The organism is Peribacillus frigoritolerans (assembly GCF_030676415.1).
GTDB classification, from domain to species: Bacteria; Bacillota; Bacilli; order Bacillales; family DSM-1321; genus Peribacillus; species Peribacillus frigoritolerans_A.
Genome location: NZ_JAUUTW010000040.1, coordinates 23402 through 42506, shown reverse-complemented (window position 1 = coordinate 42506; position 19105 = coordinate 23402). Strand labels below are relative to the sequence as shown.

Sequence of the window (19105 nt, the reverse complement as noted above, 5' to 3'; positions counted from 1 at the left end):
TTTTCGATAAATCCCTATCCTAGAGGAGTAATGCCGAGCTTACATAGATAACGGTTAATGATATGACTATGAAATCCTAAGAATTCTAGAGCAATCGTGAGATTGTGTTTAGTTTATTGAGGGAGGTTAGTTCAAGAGTGCTGTTGATCTTTGTTCAACAATTGGGACATATTCTTGAATAACTAACGAAATTACACTTGTCATAAGAAAGAGCCTATCAAGGTAAACTCTTTCTATTTTCCTTTTAATAACCAAAAACCAATTAATATAATTGTGATACCAATCCCTGTTCGCCAATTGGGAATTTCTTTTGGAAATATATATCCAATTGCGACACTAACTAGTATCTCCATTCCTTTAGAGACAATAAGTGAGAAGGTTAAGTTATCTACAATTTTTGTTAAAAACTTCACTCCGTATCCAATCATAATAGGCAGAGCCATTACGAGCAATCCCTACTAGGACACGGGCGAGTTTTCCACAAAGTTTCATGATGGATTTCATTTTCTTAATCTTCTTCACTTTAACATTATTCGAGTGTAGGGCTTTATACTCAGACTCATGGTCACAAGGAAGAGGTAACGCCGCAGGCGTGATCTTCCACGTTTGGAAAGAACAATTTGGCCTTTCCACTTCCCAGAGCTTGCCTCAGCGAGATGCAATCCTGCATGACGAAGGAGCGCATTCCCGTGGGCGAACCCACTCAGATCTCCAGCTTCTCCTAAGATTCCCGCTCATGAAATCTCGCTTTTTCCTTTAATGGCAAGTATTTGCTTAACGAATGGAATCTGTTCCAAGACGTTTGTGACTTCTAGCGTCACTCTTTCGAGTTGGGATGAAGCGAGATCATATTCCTCTAATAACTGTCCCAAGTGAAGTTTATACGCATCAAGGGCTTGTTGCGTACCAATTGAACGCTTGGCCAATGCAAGCAGGGAACGGGCTTTTTTATGACCGGAATGTCGCTTCATACATGATTTCCACCCGGTTACGATATCTTGAGGCTGTAAGAAACATAATTCAGCTGGGGTAGGAAAGAGGCGTAGGGTTGCGATTGCCCCTTTACATGATACGTAGTAGCTATTCTTCACCATATCAGCGATGACAAGGGCATCTTTTTTATCACTTTTGGATTGCGTATTATGACGGTTTTCTTTGTTTCTTTTTACATGGTGAGGATTGACCGTGACGACATCCATGTTTTGTTTGACTAGCCACTTTGAAAGGTTTATCCAATAATGACCGGTAGGTTCCATTCCGACTATCGTTGTGTCTAGGTTTTTCATATGTTTTAGTTCCTTGATCCAGTTTAGTAATCGAGTAAAACCCTCTTCGTTATTTTCAAAAGACAAAGGTTTCCCGATCACAATGCCCCGAAGTTTACAGCACGGGCCACGTGTACGTGTTGGGCAATATCCACACCAACAACTAGATGTTGATCCGTAATTCTCTCAATTAGTTGATTTTGTATGTTTTGCATTTTAAAATTCATAGTAGGGCTTCCTCCTTAAGACTTTGAGTTAGATTGGACTCATACTCGTATCTTACTGAGGGGCTCTATTTTTTTCAAACCTAATATTTAACGACCTACAGGAATGCTAAAGGGCAGGTTAATTCAATAAGGATTTTATGATTAGTACAAACAAGCATGTATAGGAGGTTATAATGGATAAAGAACAAGGAAAAAGAATGGTAAAAAGGTTCTTTGCTAAAAGAATACAAGATAGAGTTATATTTGAACTATCATCAGAAAGGAAAAGAGTAGAGGCATTGAACAGACTTTGCACGATTATGCCAAACACTTATTCCAGAATATATGATTGAAATACCAACGCCTAATTCCGATTATCAAGAAATTGCTACTTTACTTAAAAAACAAGGTGCACCAAATGAGTGTTATGTAATTTCATGGAACGAAGAAATTGATGGTAAAAAATTATCCTTAAATGAAGCCTTAAAGAAAGTAGTTGAATATGGAAGTTTAAATAATCAACTATATTCACCTCTTAATTCACTAAACATATTGGTGTATAATAAATAAATCCATATAAAGACGGAGATGAATGCTTTGGTTACAATTACTGATATCGCGAGGCTTGCCGGAGTTGCGAAGAGTACAGTTTCACGTTATCTAAATAATGGTTCTGTTAGTGAGGCAACTAAAAATAAAATCGAACGTGTGATAAATGAAACCAGCTATGCTCCTAATGCCTTCGCTCAAAGTTTAAAAGCAAAGAAAACAAATATAATCGGTACCATCGTACCGAGACTTGATTCGTATGCTTCTTCTCATACGTTAATTGGCATTGATGAACAATTAAGAGAACTAAATTATCAAATGCTGATCTCAAATACCGGTCAGGATTTAGATCGGGAAATTGAAAATATTTACACACTGGCTAAGCAAAAGGTTGCGGGAATGATCTTGCTTCCATCCCAAGTTACAGACGCCCATTTAGAGGCCTTCAAAGAGCTGCACTTACCCGTTTTACTGGTTGGTCAGCAGCATGAAACAATTCACAGCATCATACACAATGATTATGAAGCAGCATATGATCTCGGAAAACATGTGCTGGAAAAAGGTCACCGTAAGATTGCTTTTTTGGGCGTAACAGGAAAAGATATTGCTGTAGGAGTCATGCGAAAAAAAGGATTTCAGCGGGCGATAGATGAAAAATCAGACTGTGAAGTAAGGTATTATGAAACAAGCTTCAGCATAACAGATGCATTAATCAATGTCCCCTCTATTATGGAAGAATTCACTCCCTCTATTATCGTATGTGCAACTGATAATATAGCGATTGGTGCTTTGAAAGCAGCTTATTTAAGAGGTTTAAAAATCCCAGAAGACTTGTCGATCACTGGATTTGGAGGTTATGAAGTAACAGAGATGATACATCCAGGCATAACTACAGCGAAATTTTACTACAAAGAAGCAGGACAAATGGCAGCTAAAAGTATCGTGAAGCTTGTTAACGGGGAAGAATTACCAAAATTATCTCTATCAAAATATAAAATTATTGAAAGAGAAAGCGTTGACAATCGTTTACTACACGGATTATAATCAAAATGAAACCGGTTACCAAATATTACCCTTCTAAAATGGAACCGGTTTCTGTGAATCAACTTGTTGATATTATATTTTTTTGGTTTATGGTGGAACCGGTTCCGTTGCTTAATATATTCATATATTTTTTGGATTCAAACGGAACCGGTTCCAAGTCAGCGTTTATAAACGTTTAAAAGGAGGATCATTATGAATTATGAAGAAGTATCCCAGGAAATATTGGAGGCAATCGGCGGGAAAGAAAATGTGGCAGCTGCAGCACACTGTGCGACTCGGCTCCGCTTAGCTTTACATGATGAAGATAAAGTCGATCAAGCAAAACTGGATGAGATGGATGCAGTAAAGGGAACATATTCAACTGGAGGACAATACCAGATTATTATCGGTGCGGGAACTGTTAATGAAGTATACAAAGAGTTTTCAAAGCTAACTGGACTTACTGAAATGTCGACGAAAGATGTAAAAGATGCTGGTTCGAAGAAAATGAATCCGCTTCAGCGCTTTGTAAAAATGCTTTCTGATATTTTTGTTCCTATTATTCCTGCAATTGTTGCCGGCGGTCTATTGATGGGGATTAACAACTTGCTCACAGCACCTGACTTATTTATCGCAGGGCAATCCATTGTCGAAGCTAACCCGGGATTCGCAGATTTAGCAGCTCTAATTAATACATTTGCCAACGCAGCATTCGTATTCCTTCCAATCTTAATCGGTTTCTCTGCCACACAGCGGTTTGGCGGAAATCCTTATCTGGGTGCTACACTTGGAATGCTAATGGTTCACCCTGACTTATTGAATGGTTGGGGATACGGAGGAGCGTTAGTAAGCGGAGAAATTCAGGTCTGGAATATTCTCGGATTTGAAATTGAAAAAATCGGATATCAAGGCACGGTGTTGCCGGTACTTGTTGCTTCCTTTATTTTAGCAAAAATAGAAACGTATTTGCGAAAAGTCATTCCTTCCGCACTAGACAATATTTTAACACCATTATTGACAATTTTTATTACTGGTATCTTAACGTTCACAGTAGTAGGACCGATTACTCGTGCTACAGGGAACTTATTAACAGACGGTCTCAACTTCTTATATGATGGAACTGGTTTTATCGGTGGAGCTATATTTGGACTTCTTTACGCACCAATCGTTATCACAGGTATGCATCATAGCTTTATTGCTGTAGAAACACAATTACTTTCTGATATTTCAAAAACTGGGGGCTCTTTTATTTTCGCAATTGCAGCAATGTCCAATATTGCTCAAGGTGCAGCAACCCTTGCAGTTACTTTCATTACGAAAGATAAAAAAACAAAAGGTACGGCATCTGCAGCGGGTATTTCGGCTCTTTTAGGGATTTCAGAACCTGCAATGTTCGGTGTTAACTTAAAACTGAAGTATCCATTTATTGGGGCAATTATAGGTTCAGGAGTGGCTTCTGCTTTCGTCACCTTCTTCAAAGTAAAGGCGATTGCACTTGGTGCTGCAGGTTTACCAGGGATTATTTCCATCAAAACAGATACAATTATCTTTTATATAATTGGTATGGCCATTTCCTTTGCTGTTGCCTTTATCGCAACATTCAGTTTAGCAAATCGGGCAGATAAAAAAGTTGCTGCCCTTTCTCGAAAAGAAGCAGCCTAATTTATTAATATGAAAAGGGCTGTTCGAAACAAGGAACAGCCCTCTGATTTTTTAAAGGAGTCGGATCACATGAGATGGACAAAAGAACAGCGTTATCGCCGCGTTGAAGATGTTAATCAGGTAGAGCTACAAAATTTGCAAACAAGAGTAAATGAATGCACATGGAGACAAACCTTTCATATACAGCCTTTATCCGGCCTACTTAATGACCCTAATGGCTTTTCTTTTTATCATGGCGAGTACCATTTATTCTACCAATGGTTTCCACTTGGTCCTGTACATGGGTTGAAGTATTGGTATCATACGAAATCAAAAGATCTCGTTTCTTGGGAAAATGCCGGCATCGGGATCTCACCGGATGATTATTATGACAGCCATGGAGCCTATTCCGGAAGTGCTATTGAATATGAAGGAAAACTATATTTATTTTATACCGGCAACACCCGTGATGAGAATTGGCAAAGACGTCCCTATCAATGTATCGCCATCATGGAGAAAACGGGACAAATTGAAAAATTGACCCATCCATTCATTCGGGACGTACCAGAAGGATATACTAATCATTTCCGCGACCCGAAAGTTTGGAGAGAAAATGATACCTTTTATGCAGTAATCGGTGCACAGCGGAAAGACAAAACAGGGTGTGTCGTCCTTTATCGTTCCTCCGATCTAGCAAACTGGACATTTGAAGGAGAGTTGCAAGCTGACCTTGGAAATTTTGGATATATGTGGGAATGTCCAGATTATTTTGAACTGCAAAACTATGGTGTACTGATGTTTTCTCCACAAGGTTTGGAGCCCAAGGGAGACCTTTACCACAACATTTATCAATCCGGTTATGTTATTGGCAGCAAGCTAGATACAATAACGCACTCATTATCACATGGCTCTTTTCAGGAGCTTGACAGAGGCTTTGATTTTTATGCGCCGCAAACAATGGTTAATCCTGACGGAAGGCGTATCCTTGTCGGATGGATGGGCTTGCCTGAAATCGACCTACCCACAGACAAAAATGGCTGGGCGCATTGTTTAACACTGCCAAGAGAATTATCTGTTCGAAACGGCAAACTGATTCAGCGGCCAGTGCAGGAACTTCAAGCGCTACGCAGGCAGGAAACTGAAGTAAAAGGCGTTTTGAAAAACACCAAGAACATGTATGAAGAATTCAAAGGAGTATCCTATGAAATGGTATGTGAATTTGAAAACAACGATGCCGTTGAATTTGGTATTGAATTCAGGGCCGGTGATGATGAAAAAACGGTCATTAAATATGATACTGTAGAGAAAAAAGTCATTCTTGACCGCTCTTCTTCAGGTGAGACCGTTGGAGAAGCTTATGGAACAATCCGAAAATGCTTTGTGAATACCAAAAAAATTAAGTTTCATTTATTTGTAGATACCTCTTCTGTTGAGATTTTCATCAATGACGGTGAAGAAGTATTCACGAGCCGGATCTTCCCTCGTGAAAATAGAAATGAAATTCGTTTCTTTGCTTTATCTGGAAGCACCACTTTTCAAGCAAAAAAATGGAGTTATGTATGAAAGCGAGAGGTAAGGTATGAAAAATTTATATGCAATCGGTGAAGTATTAATTGATTTTATCCCCCTTCAAAAAGGAATCGCACTAAAAGATGTAATGGAATTCGAGCGTGCTCCAGGAGGCGCTCCAGCGAATGTTGCTGTATCAGTTGCCAGAAATGGCGGCAATGCATCGATTATTACTAAGCTCGGAATGGATTCATTTGGGGACTTTCTTTTAGAACAATTGCAGCAAGCCGGCGTGAAAATAGATAAAATTACGAGAACGAATGAAGCCAACACAGGCCTTGCTTTTGTATCTTTGCTTGAAAATGGTGAACGTGATTTCTCTTTTTACCGCAATCCTTCTGCCGATTTGCTGCTTCATGAGACTGAAATTAACGATAGCTGGTTTGCAAACGGCGACATCCTCCACTTCTGTTCAGTCGATTTAGTGGAAAGTCCAATGAAGCATGCGCATGTGAAAGCCATTACTTCTGTAAAAGCAAAAGGCGGAATCATCAGCTTTGACCCAAATGTCCGCCTTCCGCTTTGGAATGATCCTGAAGAATGCCGGAAAACGATTTTAGAGTTTGTTCCAATGGTTCATATTGTGAAAATTTCTGATGAAGAGCTTGAGTTTATTACCGGGATTACTGACAAAGAAAAAGCAGTTTCTTCGTTATTTACTGGTGCTGTTAAAGCAGTAATTTATACAAAAGGAGCTCAAGGTGCCGAATTATATGTAAGAGGTAAAAAATGCGAATCAACCGGGTATCGCGTCAGCGTACAGGATACAACAGGGGCTGGGGATGCATTTATCGGAGGCTTGCTGTATCAGTTATTAGAAAAAGACGTTCGGCAAGGAAATCTGGAAGAAGTTCTTGAACTTCATCATCAAGAAATCCTAAGCTTTGCAAACGCTAGCGGCGCTCTTACTACGACTGGAAAAGGAGCAATCTCTTCCATTCCGGCCAAAGAAGCGATTTATCAACTGCAGCAAATCGATCAATAATGAAGCCTGCTCTAAACGGAAAAGTACCGACCGATTGGACTGCTGTTTGGCAGCCGATTCAAGAAGGATTAAATGCTCTATCAAAAAATATGATTCATGCAAATCCTACCTTATCTGCTTTTATTTTTGGGTTGACTGAACGTGCGCTCATTCCTTTTGGTCTGCATCACATCTTTTATTCTCCTTTCTGGTTTGAATTTGGGGAGTATGTTAATAAAGCAGGAGAAGTGATTCGTGGAAATCAGCGAATTTTCTTTACGTAGCTAAACGATGGGGTTGAATTAACTTCCGGTACTTTTATGACAGGCAAGTTTCCATTTATGATTTTTGGTTTACCGGTAGCTGCATTAGCGATGTATCATGGGGAGCTCGCCCTGAAAAGAAAAAATTGTTTGCGGGGATTATGGTTTCTGCAGCTTTAACATGAATTACAGAACCAATTGAATTTACATTTTTATTTATTGCTCCTATCCTATTTGCAATTCACTGTGTATTTGTCGGCTTGTCGTTTATGATTATAGATCTATTGAATGTGAAAATTGGAATGACCTTCTCTGGTGGTATTATTGATTATTTATTGTTTGGAGTTCTGCAAAACCGCACAGATTGGTGATTAGTCATTCCGGTTGGCCTAGTTTTCTCTGTTGTTTATTATTTAGGGTTCCGTTTTATGATTTCAAAATTTGACTTGAAAACCCCTGGGCGTGAAGTGGAAACAGCGGAAGAACTGAGTGAATTACCGCGCAATATTTTGGCGGCTTTAGGCGGGCATGAAAATATTACACATTTAGATGAACGCATTACCCGCTTGCGCGTGTCGGTAAATCATATTGGAAAAGTTGATAAGGACCGATTAAAAGGACTTGGAGCTGCTGGCGTTTTGGAGGTAGGAAATAACATCTAGGCAATTTTTGGCCCGAAATCAGACCAGCTAAAAGAACACATCAAAAAAGTGATTGCTTAAGAAATTTGCTATTCAGCCAGAATATTAAAAATAATTGGAGGTATTACCTTGTTAAAAAACTTATTTGGAAAAAAATCGAAAATTTCGGAAATAAAATTAGTATCGCCCATTGAAGGAGAAATTTTAAAGCTTGAAGATGTACCGGATCCAGTTTTTTCACAGAAAATGATGGGAGATGGTATTGCTTTCTTTCCTATCGAAGGGAAGGTAGTGGCGCCGGCTGATGCAAAAGTCATCAATGTCTTCCCGACGAAGCATGCCGTTGCATTGGAAACGGCAGAAGGGTTGGAAATATTGATTCATATTGGATTGGACACGGTTAACATGAAAGGAGAAGGGTTTTCCGTTTGTGTGGCAGAAGGAGACCAGGTTAAAGCAGGAGACATATTGGTCACCTACAGCCTTGAACTGGTAAAGGAAAAAGCATCAAGTACTATTACACCGATGATCATTACCAATGGTGACATTGTGACACATTTAGAGTATCACTATAGTGGACAATCTGTAGCCGGTAAAACGACCGTTCTGGTAGTTACCTTAAAATAGGAGAATGAGTAATATAGAAGAAACTCGTTAAAGAACTTAAGAACTAAAGAACTAAAGAACATATGACCAAGAGATGTCCACCCCAGGAAATGGGGTGTTTTTATTTTAACTAAAGTTGGTATCATAACTTTACGGAATTGTGTTACTTTAGGGGATAATTTGCACTTATTTTTAAGTGCTATTTTGCACGTATATTATTACTGCAGTTTTCCGGGGCTACCATTTGGTGGCCTTTTTGCTTAATGAACTATAGGAGCAGGTTAGTGGAATAACTGAAAACTAAAGGGACATTTGTTAATGTTTTACTATAAAGGTAGCTTACTATTTATATTAAATTATTCAATTAAACAATTGAATAATTTATCTTTTTATCTTATACTAAAAAAGTTCCATTAATGAACTGTGGGAGGTAGAAAATGATGAAAATGATGAAAGCTATACAAATTCCTTCAAAAGAAGAAAAGATGAAACTGGTCCAGATCCCAGTACCTCAGCCTGGAGAAGGACAAGTACTGCTCCGTGTAGAAGCATGCGGAGTATGTAATGGAGACTCAATGGCCATTCAAGGGGGTTCTCCAGAGTATCCCCGCATTCCTGGTCATGAAGTGATTGGTGTAGTTGAAGAACTTGGCACAGGTTCGACGAAGTGGAAGATTGGTGAACGTGTCGGTATTGGATGGCATGGAGGGAACAACCATGTAACGGGTCTGACAATGGACGGTGGTTACGCTGAATACATGGTGGCCTATGAGGATAGTTTGTCTAGCATTCCAAATGAATTATCTGCATTAGAAGCAGCACCACTTATGTGTGCTGGTGAAACAACGTTTAGTGCATTAAGAAACAGCAAAGCTCGACCTGGCGATCTTGTAGCCATTCAGGGAATTGGTGGACTTGGGCACCTAGCCGTCCAGTATGCAAAGAAAGCAGGATTTCGCACTGTTGCCATTTCACGTGGTAACGATAAAGAAAAACTGGTACGTCAACTTGGAGCACATTACTACATTGATTCAGAAAAAGAAGATCCAGCTCAGGCATTACAGGCATTAGGCGGAGCTAAAGTAATCCTTGCTACAGCGCCGAACGCCAAAGCTATTTCTTCTCTGATAAATGGGCTTGGTTCAGACAGCGAACTAATTATTATAGCTGGTTCTGGTGAGCAATTGGAATTGTCAGCAATGGACTTTTTAAAAGGACCTAATACGGTTAGAGGTTCATTTACTGGACAAGCAAAGGAAATCCAAGAAGCCGTTAACTTCAGTATTCTCACTGATGTACGACCAATGATTGAAACTTTTCCTCTAGAACGTGCTAACGAAGCATACGATAAAATGATGGCAGCATCGACAAGATTCCGTGCTGTTTTGAAAATTTCTGAGTGAATTTTTAAATTAAACTTCATTAATAAAGGTCATAACTTAAAGTGGTTCTTAAAGAACCACTTTTTTGTCTTCATTCTATAGCGATCATTCTTATAGTAACTAACAACATAAGACAGCCTTGTTGTTTTTTATTTGATTGGGTTATATCCCGTCAATATGGATATTTTTCTTCTAATAAAAATCACTTTATGGGGGTTGACGAAAATTATTTTAAATTGTATAATTCAATTAATCAATTGAATTATTGATTAAAAGTTAATTAATTGCATCTCTTTAACATGAGTAAAAAAATAGAGGAGGTTCTTTCTATGGGAGCAATATCACTGACAAAAGAGACATTTCAAAACCACGTTCAATCCGGTGTTACATTGGTGGATTTCTGGGCTCCTTGGTGCGGACCTTGTCGAGTTCAACTTCCAATTGTAGAAGAGTTAGCTGATGAAATGAAAGGACAAGCGACAATTGCCAAAGTTAACGTGGACAATGATCCTGAATTAGCTATGCAATTCGGCATAATGAGTATTCCGGCATTGCTTCTGTTTAAAGATGGAAAGTTGGTAGATAAAATGGTAGGTATAAACCAAAAGCATGTATTAAAAGAGAAAATCTTAGAACTGAATGGCAATTAAAGCAGCTAATTATGGAAACTCAGCAATACTTATTGAAGTTTTGTAGATATTATGAAATTTTTTATATGTTGTAGAGAGAGTTGATAATGTGTTTGGTGAGTGACAATTATTAAAGGTATATAGAAAGTAGAGTGGACCCAATAATGGTCGTTCTATTTAGTTGAAAAGTGCTAGTAAGTATACAAATGTACACTCTGTACCAAACGGTATGTACAATTTATTTAAAGAGAGATAATTCTAATAAAAAAACCAAAACCAACATACGGAGGTAGATATTTATGGCTCAGAACAAATTAGGAACTTTAGTGAATAAGGAAATTGCAAACTTCAGTGTTCTTTATACAAAAATTCATAATTACCACTGGTTCGTGAATGGACCGCACTTCTTTGAACTTCACCAAAAATTGGAAGAGTTATATAAAGAAGTAACAACCAACTATGACGAATTGGCTGAAAGGTTATTGGCCATTGGTGAAAAGCCCGTCGCTACTCTTAAAGAATACCTGGAATTAACGACGATCGAAGAAGCGACAGGTAATGAAAATACAGAAGATATGGTTCAAAGCGTCATCAGTGATTTTGAGAAGCTTTCCGAAGAGTTCTTGGAAATTATCGAAGTTGCGGAACAAGAAGATCCGGTTACGGCTGATATGCTGACAGGCATGAAGAAAAGCTTAAACAAACATGCTTGGATGCTGCGTGCGTATTTAGGACATTAAGATTTAAGGAAAAGCTCTACTTCGGTAGGAGATATAAAAATGACAAAAATTTGATTGGGTTATATCACGTCAATATGGATATTTTTCTTCTAATAAAAATTACTTTTATTAGGGTTGACGAAAAGTATATTCCAATGTATAATTCAATTAATCAATTGAATAGTTGATTTATAGGTAAATTAATTGTATCTCATTAACATGAGTAAAAAAATAGAGGAGGTTCTTTCTATGGGAGCAATATCACTGACAAAAGAGACATTTCAAAACCACGTTCAATCAGGTGTGACATTGGTGGATTTCTGGGCTCCTTGGTGCGGGCCTTGTCGAGTTCAACTTCCAATTGTAGAAGAGTTAGCTGATGAAATGGAAGGACAAGCGACAATTGCCAAAGTTAACGTGGACAACGAATCTGAATTAGCTATGCAATTCGGCATAATGAGTATTCCGGCATTGCTTCTGTTTAAAGATGGCAAGTTGGTAGATAAAATGGTAGGTATAAACCAAAAGCATGTATTAAAAGAGAAAATCTTAGAACTGAAAGGCAATTAAAGCAGCGAATTATGGAAACTCAGCAATACTTATTGAGAAGTTTTGTAGATATTATGAAATTTTTTATATGTTGTAGAGGAGGAATAAAATGGCTATTATTCATGTAGCAAGTAATAAGCTAGAGAAGTATATAAACAAAGATAAAGTAGTATTATTAAATTTCTCAGCCACTTGGTGTGGTCCTTGTATTCGTTATGGAGAGATTCTAAAGCAATTAGACGAGGAATTAGGAGATAGCGTACAGATTGTAAAAGTCGATATTGATAAATATCCAAAGCTTGCTAAAGGTTTTAACGTAATGGGAATTCCTAACTCTCGATTCTACTTTAATAATCAATTTGAACAACCTTTTTTTGGAGGCAGCTTAAAAAAATTAAAAGAAGAGGTACTACGTATTAAAGCAAAGTAATGCGTATACCGAACCTAAATGAAAGGAAAAGCAGATGATAATAAAGGAGGAGATTAATGTGAAAAACCAAGAGACGTATGATGTTATTATTGTTGGGGCAGGTCCTGCTGGTATGACCGCAGCCGTTTATACTTCACGTGCTAATCTGAACACATTGCTTATTGAACGTGGAATACCTGGTGGACAAATGGCAAATACACAGGATGTAGAAAATTATCCTGGCTTTGCTCATGTTTTAGGTCCAGATCTCTCTAATAAAATGTTTGAGCACGCCAAAAAGTTTGGTGCTGTATATGAATACGGAGATATAAAAGAAATTATAGATGAAGGTCGTCTAAAAAAAGTAGTAACTACTAACAAAGAGTTCTATGCCAAATCTGTTATTATCGCTTCTGGGGCAGACCATAAAAAGCTTGGAGTTCCAGGGGAGAATGAGCTTGGTGGTCTAGGAGTTTCTTATTGTGCCATATGTGATGGAGCATTCTTCAAAGGACGTGAACTTGTTGTTTTAGGCGGAGGAGACTCAGCTGTAGAAGAAGCTGTGTATCTTACACGTGTCGCTTCAAAAGTAACTATTATCCATCGTCGAGATCAATTACGTGCCCAAAAAATACTCCAAGAAAGAGCATTTAGCAATGAAAAGATTGAATTCATTTGGAATAAAGAAGTTACAAGTATAAATGAAGGAAATGGAAAAGTGAATACAGTAACGTTAAAAGATACAAAAACAGGTGAACAATCTCAATTCCCTGCAGATGGTGTATTTATTTACGTGGGTACACTTCCGTTAAATGGTGCATTCAAAAACCTAGATATAACCAATGAAGAAGGTTATGTAGTGACGGATGAAGCAATGGCTACAAAAATTCCTGGTATTTATGCAGCTGGAGATATACGTGATAAGACCCTACGCCAAATTGTAACAGCTACGGGTGATGGATCAATAGCAGCTCAAAGCGTACAACACTATATTGAAAACCTTGAGAGTTGATAATGTGTTGGGTGACGATTATTAGAGGTGTATAGAAATTAGAATGTACTAAATAATGGACGTTCTATTTAGTTGAAAAGTACTATTGAGTATTCTAATTTATAGCCTGTACCAAACGGTAGGTACAGAATTTCGCTAAAATAAGATCTTGAATTCTTGCGATTAGTATAGGTAGTACTTCTATTCTTTATGGTCGAAAATGTTCTTGATAAAAGCAGTAAATAAGTGAAGTAAGGAGTGTTTAACTTGGCTAATATGCAGACGAATGCAAACGTTGTTTGGAATAATGGAGTAAAAGGGAACGGAGTGCTTAAAACAGAATTTCTTGATGCTAAGGTTGCTATTCCAACAGTATTAGGTGGTAGTGGGGATGGAGCATTCCCAAAAGAAGTTCTTGTAGCATCTGTAACAGCTTGTTATACATCTGTACTTGTATCTATGGCTGAATCAAGAGGGCTCCCTGTAGTAGAAATCAGTGTGGATTCTGAAGCATCGATATCTGATGATAAAATTATCCACCACCCTCAATTGGTTTTATCAGAGAATGCAACAGATAAACAAGTTCAATCCGCAGAACGATTATTTGTGGCAGCTGATAAAGGGTGTGTTGTAGGAAACTTGTTAAAAAAAGCAGACGTAAAAATCGAAGTTCAAGGAGAAATTTTCACAACATAAATTAGATCATAAAGGGGTAGCGTTAAGCTACCCTCCCCTTTATATATAGAAGATGTTTTTATATAGGAAACACTTATTGGCTAAACAGTTAATATTAATCAATTTATGTATTCATATAACTTTGTCACAATGAATGACATTTAATGTAAACCAAACATCCATTTCCTATTGTGCCAAGGTAATCATTGAGCATAAATAAGGAGTTAAATGAAAAAAAGGGAATTAAATAACGAACAGTAAAAAATTACACGCAGGTGAGTTTTAAGTAAATTATTCATTAGATAACAAATGAATATATGCAATCGGTTAGGAACTATATGTTGATAGCCAGAAGGATTATAAATTAGCAATTCTAGATAGACTATGGTAAAATTCATTTGTTTCTACTTACATTCATGCAAAGAGAATAAACCTAATAGAACTATTTTCACTGACATTGTATAACTGTGGGTAGTAATATTTAAACTAATGTAAATAATTTTCGTTATTTTCTATTGAACATGTAGAAAAAAGGTAAATTCACTAATAAGGGTGTGATTATAATATGTCTAAGCAACAAGAAATTCTCACTATAGCAAGAGAAGTTATTCATTCTAAAGGATATCAAGCTACATCTATTAGTGATATCCTAAGCTCTGCTAAAATTGGTAAAGGTCAATTTTATCACTATTTTTCTTCCAAGCATGATCTTGGCCTAGCAGTTGTAGAAAACTTTATTCAAGAATGGGATCAAAAACTGATTTTAGATATTCTTAAATCGGGTGACGATCCTGTGTCAAAATTAAACAATATGCTGGACTGGACTGTCAGCTATCATTCAGATATGGATTCAAAAACTGGATGCCCTTTTGGAAACCTCGCAATTGAGATGAGCGAACATGATGAACTCTTTCGATTAAAGATTCAACATTTTTTTGAACGTTGGATAGATGGAATTCAAAACGTGTTAGATGAAATGGTAGAAAAAAATTTATTTAATGACACCATTGATACCGAAAAACATGCTCAGACCCTCATTGCTATGCTTGAAGGGGGAATCTTACTGATGAAGAGCCAGCAGGATATGAAATGGTTTTTAAATGTAGTTGAAGTGATTCGTCAACAATATAATTTATCCTATTAGTAGGTATATACGTTGTTCCACTCTTACTATAAGGTAGGTGCAAATGAATAAAATGGAAGATAGCGAATAAGAAGATAAACAATAATCTGTTGTAAGAGCTTATTATTTTTTATCTTACGCTAATCTGTTGTACCATCATTTTAAATAAGGTAGATAACTTGTTAAGTGATAGCAATAATGAAGCTCTACGTCCATTGTGCTAAATTAATATTGGTCTTGTTATCTTGAAGATTAAGGGTTGCATATAATAAAAAATATGTTATTATAAAATTGTACCTACTGGTAGGTACAGAAATTTGGATATTAAAAGAAGATCATCTCCTTTTATTGCAAAAAGAGGAAGTCGTGGCAAAGCTCCCTTAAAGAATAAGGAAGATGTAATGTTATTCTCTAATATGGAAGGTACATGAAAAAACTGGAGGGAATCATGATGAAAAAATTACAAACAATGGATCAATTTGAGAAGTTAAAAAAAGAAGAGCGCGTTGTCTTTATGTTTTCAGCGAACTGGTGCCCAGACTGTCGGGTGATCGAGCCGATTTTGCCGGACATTGAAGCAAATTATCCGGAATATCAGTTTATCTATGTAGACCGGGATGACTTTATTGATTTGTGCATCGAACTGGATGTATTTGGTATTCCAAGCTTTATCGCTTATCACAGCGGAGAAGAAGCAGGGCGGTTTGTCAGCAAGGTTCGTAAAACACAAGAAGAAATCGAAACGTTCCTTAACAGCTTGTCCGCTTAATCGTTGCTATGAAAAATTGTTCAAATAATGATAGGTATGATTGGGGTGCTCAAACAAATCTTGATAAAATTGTTTTCTTAAACCTTCAAAGGCAAGGAATTCATTAACTATAAACAATAGCTTTGGTGATGTAGAGTCAATTAAAACTATATCCGAACTAATCGCACCATTTAATAGTAAAATTGTAAAAGTTAACACAGAATATTACATCTGACCTCCTTGTACCAAACGGTAGGTACAAGTGGGCGTAAAAAATAAAAAGTATTGTATTGATATCCACACTAAAGCAGCCAAAAAAGCAAAAGCAATGAGGGAAGAAGTGGCTGAATCCATTACGGTAGCAACAGCATTAAAAGCATGGTCTGCCCTTTCTCATGGAGTGAATGCATTGGTTGCATATGATGAATAAGTTTTATGGAGGAGTGAAAGTATGAAAATTGAAATCTGGTCTGATATTGCATGTCCATTCTGTTATATTGGAAAACAAAATTTAGAGAATGCGTTAGCTAAATTCCCTTATAAAGATCAAGTAGACGTTGAATTCAAAAGTTTTGAACTTGATCCGAATGCATCACTATATGACGGAACAAAATATGTTGAGAATTTAGCTTCCAAATTTGGTGGAACGGAGCAAGCAAAACAGTTTATTACTCAATTAACTCAACAAGCGAAAAATGTGGGCTTAACTTTTAACTTTGATGAAATGAAACCAACGAATACATTTAATGCTCACCGCCTAGCAAAATGGGCCAAAACTCAAGGTAAAGAAGCCATTGTGAATGAAAAGTTACTTTCTGCACATTTTACGGAGTCTAAAGATGTAGGAGATTTAGACACACTAGCTGATATTGCAGAAGCTTCTGGTTTAAATAGAGACGAAGCATTGAAAGTATTAAATGATAAGAAACAATACGCACAAAACGTAAAAGATGATCAATATGAAGCCAAGAGATATGGTATTAAGGGCGTTCCATACTTTATTATCAATCAAAAATATGCTGTCTCAGGAGCACAGCCAGCGCAAGCATTTTCTGAAGCGCTAGATAAAGTTTGGGAAGAAGACAATCCAGCACCCAAATTAGAAACTCTATCGGCGGATACTCCTGATGGAGGGGTATGTACTGATGGCAGCTGTGTCATTCCCCCTAAAAAATCATAAAAAAGTGCTTTGTAAAAACATTTATTAGATAACGAAATTGTAAAGAGATAATTCTTATAAAAAAACCAAATGAAGGAGATATAAAAATGACAAAAATTAATGGAGTCGATACAAAAGTTATTGAAAACATCGTAGAAAATTATAAGGAAAATCCTGAGGAAGGAATTGCAGGATATTCTTCTTCGGTAAAATGGAAAGGTGGATTTTACGCTGAAGCACAAGTAGGTGATCACAAACCCGTTCTCATTGATGAGCCAGATTGGTTCTCAGGATCTGATAAGGGGCCAAGCCCAGCTGAACTTTTATTAAGTGCATTAGGTGGTTGTTTATCCATTTCAGTTATTGCAACAGCTAGTTTAATGGGTATTAAGGTGAATTCACTAGAAGTTAACGCTTCAGGACAATTAGATTTAAATGTATTGTTGGGCTTAAAAGAAGGAAATCCAGGTTTTAACGAAGTGGATGTTCAATTCACAGTGGATAGTGACGCAGACGATAAACAACTTGAAGAATTAGTTTCAAAAGCAATGGAAATTTCTCCTGTAAGAAATTCACTAGAAAGAAATGTTCAAGTAAATTCAACTTTTAAACGTAATAAGTAAAAAGCTTCATGACAGTGCCGATCTTACTTTACCTTGTATAACTAACTTTAAAAGAACGTAGATATTACGCGACATGTTCCATGCGTAATGTCTACGTTCTCATACGTTACAGATAGAATTGGGAACGCGAGAGGAGGAAAGAACCATCATGTCTGAAGTTAACACAAGTATTAACAGATGGAGGGCTCTTTTTTGGATTGCATTGGCTGAACTATTTGCCCTCAGTTTATGGTTTAGCGCTTCAGCTGTTCTTCCCCAATTAGAACGTCAATGGGGGATGAGTGCAACAGAAGGGTCATGGATGACCACATCCGTACAGATAGGGTTCATTGTTGGAGCCATTTGTTCTGCTTTTCTAGGTTTGGCAGACCGGTATAACCCAAGAAAAATATTTGCTATTGCCTGTATATTCGGAGCTGTCATCAATAGTTTATTTACTTTAAGCTCTGGAATGGCTATGGGATTAAGTTTACGTTTTCTAACAGGAATGACTATGGCAGGTGTTTATCCTACTGCTGTGAAACTACTCTCTAATTGGTTTCAAGATAGACGAGGATTTGGCGTTGGAATTCTAATTGCAGCTCTTACATTAGGTTCTTCATTGCCACACCTATTTAATTTATTCATTCCGAATGTCAGCTGGAAGATATTAATGCTGGTCAGCTCTTTATTAGCATTAGTCGCAGCTGGTATTATGAAGTGGGTTCTTCCGGATGCTCCGGCATCTAAAGAAGAGGCAGCTACTGTGTCGATGAATACACTCAAATATATCTTAAAAGATCGCCCTTTAATGTTAGTTAACTATGGCTATTTTGGTCACATGTGGGAATTGTATGCTATGTGGACATGGCTTCCATATTTCTTAACAGCTAGCTTTAAAGCATCCTTAGAGGGGACAGCTCTACAAGAGGCCAGTACGTTATTCGCATTTTTAACAATTGGAATTTCAGGGGCTATTGGTTCGATATTAGGTGGATTATATGCTGATAAAATTGGAAAAGCACGCCTTTCTATGATTGCCATGATTGTTAGTGCCGTATCTTCTATATGTATCGGACTTACCTTTGGTCTTTCTATATGGATTACAGTTAGTGTAGCAATCATTTGGGGGATATCAGTTGTTGCAGATTCGGCACAATTTTCAGCAATGGTTGCTGATTTCGCAAAATCAGGATGTGTAGGAACTGCCTTGACATTTCAAATGGCTATAGGTTTTCTTATTACTGTCTTTTCTATATATTTGATTCCGGTCTTTGAAGATATCGTAGGGTGGAAATGGGCATTTTCAATCCTTGCGATCGGTCCTGTTCTAGGAGTTTTGGCAATGACTTCACTTATTCGTTATAAACATTGAACGATAAACTCATTTTG

21 protein-coding genes and 3 pseudogenes are annotated in these 19105 nt (G+C 37.3%); 21 read left to right on the top strand and 3 right to left on the bottom strand.

The window, feature by feature from the left end:
- Positions 1-233: 233 nt before the first annotated feature.
- From Q8G36_RS25045 to Q8G36_RS29445, 3 genes and pseudogenes are all read right to left on the bottom strand, one after another.
- Positions 234-443 (bottom strand): hypothetical protein, encoded by a 210-nt coding sequence (locus Q8G36_RS25045; RefSeq protein ID WP_305162484.1) that lies wholly within the window; start codon positions 441-443, stop codon positions 234-236.
- A gap of 75 nt (positions 444-518) precedes the next feature.
- On the bottom strand, positions 519-707 hold the full coding sequence (locus tag Q8G36_RS29450) for a transposase (RefSeq protein ID WP_423806866.1): 189 nt from the start codon (positions 705-707) through the stop codon (positions 519-521).
- Between the two features lie 366 nt (positions 708-1073).
- Positions 1074-1492, bottom strand: a pseudogene (locus tag Q8G36_RS29445) (IS110 family transposase); the annotation flags it as partial.
- A 173-nt stretch (positions 1493-1665) separates the two neighbouring features.
- On the opposite strand from Q8G36_RS29445, the gene Q8G36_RS25035 reads away from it, so the two are divergent.
- The 21 genes and pseudogenes from Q8G36_RS25035 to Q8G36_RS24930 all read left to right on the top strand — a co-directional run bounded on the left by Q8G36_RS25035 (position 1666) and on the right by Q8G36_RS24930 (position 19088).
- Positions 1666-1824 carry a hypothetical protein gene (locus Q8G36_RS25035; RefSeq protein ID WP_305162445.1) on the top strand — a complete coding sequence of 53 codons (159 nt, stop codon included), beginning with the start codon at positions 1666-1668 and terminating at the stop codon, positions 1822-1824.
- The gene (locus Q8G36_RS25030) at positions 1817-2041 is read left to right on the top strand and encodes a hypothetical protein (protein WP_305162446.1); all 225 of its coding nucleotides are present in this window, start codon (positions 1817-1819) and stop codon (positions 2039-2041) included. Before Q8G36_RS25035 ends, Q8G36_RS25030 begins: the two co-directional genes overlap by 8 nt.
- Positions 2042-2068: 27 nt before the next feature.
- Positions 2069-3064: a LacI family DNA-binding transcriptional regulator gene (locus Q8G36_RS25025; RefSeq protein WP_305162447.1), complete on the top strand. Its 996-nt coding sequence runs from the start codon at positions 2069-2071 to the stop codon at positions 3062-3064.
- A 192-nt stretch (positions 3065-3256) separates the two neighbouring features.
- Positions 3257-4705: a sucrose-specific PTS transporter subunit IIBC gene (locus Q8G36_RS25020; protein ID WP_305162448.1), complete on the top strand. Its 1449-nt coding sequence runs from the start codon at positions 3257-3259 to the stop codon at positions 4703-4705.
- 69 nt (positions 4706-4774) lie between these two features.
- Entirely contained in the window at positions 4775-6247 is a 1473-nt protein-coding gene (locus Q8G36_RS25015) for a sucrose-6-phosphate hydrolase (protein ID WP_305162449.1), read from the top strand.
- A 16-nt stretch (positions 6248-6263) separates the two neighbouring features.
- Positions 6264-7238, top strand: coding sequence for a carbohydrate kinase family protein (locus Q8G36_RS25010; RefSeq protein ID WP_305162450.1), 975 nt, complete (start codon positions 6264-6266; stop codon positions 7236-7238).
- 44 nt (positions 7239-7282) lie between these two features.
- Positions 7283-8748 (top strand): annotated as a pseudogene (locus Q8G36_RS29080) (glucose PTS transporter subunit IIA); the annotation flags it as partial.
- Positions 8749-9167: 419 nt separating this feature from the next.
- Positions 9168-10130, top strand: coding sequence for an alcohol dehydrogenase (locus Q8G36_RS24990; RefSeq protein ID WP_305162479.1), 963 nt, complete (start codon positions 9168-9170; stop codon positions 10128-10130).
- Between the two features lie 308 nt (positions 10131-10438).
- The gene (gene trxA, locus Q8G36_RS24985) at positions 10439-10759 is read left to right on the top strand and encodes a thioredoxin (RefSeq protein ID WP_305162455.1); all 321 of its coding nucleotides are present in this window, start codon (positions 10439-10441) and stop codon (positions 10757-10759) included.
- Between the two features lie 278 nt (positions 10760-11037).
- Positions 11038-11478 (top strand): Dps family protein, encoded by a 441-nt coding sequence (locus Q8G36_RS24980; protein ID WP_096341202.1) that lies wholly within the window; start codon positions 11038-11040, stop codon positions 11476-11478.
- Positions 11479-11706: 228 nt separating this feature from the next.
- Entirely contained in the window at positions 11707-12027 is a 321-nt protein-coding gene (trxA, locus tag Q8G36_RS24975) for a thioredoxin (RefSeq protein ID WP_305162457.1), read from the top strand.
- Between the two features lie 88 nt (positions 12028-12115).
- On the top strand, positions 12116-12436 hold the full coding sequence (locus Q8G36_RS24970; RefSeq protein ID WP_187049569.1) for a thioredoxin family protein: 321 nt from the start codon (positions 12116-12118) through the stop codon (positions 12434-12436).
- A gap of 58 nt (positions 12437-12494) precedes the next feature.
- On the top strand, positions 12495-13427 hold the full coding sequence (gene trxB, locus Q8G36_RS24965; RefSeq protein WP_305162458.1) for a thioredoxin-disulfide reductase: 933 nt from the start codon (positions 12495-12497) through the stop codon (positions 13425-13427).
- A gap of 255 nt (positions 13428-13682) precedes the next feature.
- Entirely contained in the window at positions 13683-14102 is a 420-nt protein-coding gene (locus Q8G36_RS24960) for an OsmC family protein (protein WP_305162480.1), read from the top strand.
- A 544-nt stretch (positions 14103-14646) separates the two neighbouring features.
- Positions 14647-15225: a TetR/AcrR family transcriptional regulator gene (locus tag Q8G36_RS24955; RefSeq protein WP_305162459.1), complete on the top strand. Its 579-nt coding sequence runs from the start codon at positions 14647-14649 to the stop codon at positions 15223-15225.
- 430 nt (positions 15226-15655) lie between these two features.
- Positions 15656-15973 (top strand): thioredoxin family protein, encoded by a 318-nt coding sequence (locus tag Q8G36_RS24950; RefSeq protein ID WP_187049565.1) that lies wholly within the window; start codon positions 15656-15658, stop codon positions 15971-15973.
- Between the two features lie 97 nt (positions 15974-16070).
- A pseudogene (locus tag Q8G36_RS29440) lies at positions 16071-16187 on the top strand (glycine cleavage system protein H); the annotation flags it as partial.
- 27 nt (positions 16188-16214) lie between these two features.
- Positions 16215-16382, top strand: a complete 168-nt coding sequence (locus Q8G36_RS24945) for a carboxymuconolactone decarboxylase family protein (RefSeq protein WP_336622992.1) — start codon at positions 16215-16217, stop codon at positions 16380-16382.
- A gap of 21 nt (positions 16383-16403) precedes the next feature.
- On the top strand, positions 16404-17132 hold the full coding sequence (locus Q8G36_RS24940) for a DsbA family oxidoreductase (protein WP_275731302.1): 729 nt from the start codon (positions 16404-16406) through the stop codon (positions 17130-17132).
- 86 nt (positions 17133-17218) lie between these two features.
- Complete coding sequence (locus Q8G36_RS24935; RefSeq protein ID WP_305162461.1) at positions 17219-17734, top strand: OsmC family protein; 516 nt, start codon at positions 17219-17221, stop codon at positions 17732-17734.
- A gap of 148 nt (positions 17735-17882) precedes the next feature.
- Positions 17883-19088 carry an MFS transporter gene (locus Q8G36_RS24930; RefSeq protein ID WP_305162462.1) on the top strand — a complete coding sequence of 402 codons (1206 nt, stop codon included), beginning with the start codon at positions 17883-17885 and terminating at the stop codon, positions 19086-19088.
- Positions 19089-19105 lie beyond the last annotated feature (17 nt).